Genomic DNA, 1457 nt, shown 5'->3' on the forward strand with positions numbered 1-1457 from the left:
GTAAATATCTGATATAATCTAATATTTGGAAGTAGATAGCAATATTTTATCAACTTCCCGGCGCTAGCATGAATAAGATGTAGGTGTAGACTGTCAGGCAGGCGCTTGCATGTACATCGCTAGGAGGAAAACAATACGGAGACTAACACCAGGAAACAATTAGCATGGTCAATCAGAAATCAACTGCTACTGCTGAAATAGGATTTACCCACGAGGATTTTGCTGCATTACTAGATAAATACGATTACCACTTTAGCCCTGGAGATGTCGTACCCGGTACAGTATTTAGTATCGAACCACGGGGTGCTCTGATTGACATAGGTGCTAAAACGGCAGCTTATATACCCATACAGGAAATGTCAATTAACCGGGTTGATAGCCCGGAAGAAGTTTTACAATCAAACGAAACAAGAGAATTTTTCATTCTCACCGACGAGAACGAAGATGGACAGTTAACCCTCTCGATTCGTCGTATAGAATATATGCGAGCTTGGGAACGGGTACGTCAGCTGCAAGCTGAAGATGCAACCGTTCGTTCTGGAGTATTTGCAACTAACCGTGGTGGTGCGTTAGTGCGAATTGAAGGACTACGTGGATTTATTCCCGGTTCTCACATCAGTACTCGTAAACCTAAAGAAGAATTGGTAGGAGAAGAACTACCCTTAAAATTCCTCGAAGTTGACGAAGAACGCAACCGTTTGGTGCTTTCACATCGTCGTGCGTTGGTAGAACGCAAGATGAATCGTCTTGAAGTTGGCGAAGTTGTCATCGGTACGGTACGTGGTATAAAACCTTATGGTGCGTTTATCGATATCGGTGGTGTGAGCGGATTGTTGCACATCTCGGAAATTTCCCACGAGCATATAGATACACCGCATAGTGTCTTTAACGTCAATGATGAAGTTAAGGTAATGATTATTGATTTGGATGCTGAACGCGGACGAATTTCTCTGTCAACTAAGCAGCTTGAACCCGAACCCGGTGACATGATTAAGAACCGTGATTTGGTTTACGATAAAGCTGAAGAAATGGCAGCTAAATATCGCGAACAGTTGCTTGCTAAGGCTCAAGGTATCGCTATACCATCAATGACAGTTGAGCAACCAGCAGTGGAAGATGTTCTGTCAGCAGAGGAAGATGTTCCATCAGCAGTTGAGGAAGATGTTCCATCAGCAGTTGAGGAAGATGTTCCAGCAGCAGTTGCGGAAGATGTTTCAGTAGCTGTTGCCGAAGATGTTCCAGCAGCAGTTGCCGAAGATGTTCCAGCAGCAGTTGCCGAAGAAATTCCATCTGCAAGCGAAGAAAAATAATTACATAATTAACTAAATTTTTGAGGAGGGGGAAACCCCTTTTTTTATTGGGTTTTAGATTTTGGACTTCTGTAGAGCGGGTAATGGGGGCTTCGCATTCCCCATTATGTGTGGAAGGAAGTTGCGCTGAAAAGCCTATAAAACCGT

At 43.5% G+C, this 1457-nt stretch carries 1 protein-coding gene; it reads left to right on the forward strand.

The genetic code is table 11. The annotated features are described in order from the left end of the window. The first annotated feature begins 164 nt into the window (after positions 1 to 164). Positions 165 to 1310, forward strand: a complete 1146-nt coding sequence (locus CK510_RS30310) for a 30S ribosomal protein S1 (protein WP_095725111.1) — start codon at positions 165 to 167, stop codon at positions 1308 to 1310. Positions 1311 to 1457: the final 147 nt, after the last annotated feature.

The sequence above is a fragment of the Brunnivagina elsteri CCALA 953 genome, from assembly GCF_002289455.1.
Lineage (GTDB): Bacteria > Cyanobacteriota > Cyanobacteriia > Cyanobacteriales > Nostocaceae > Brunnivagina > Brunnivagina elsteri.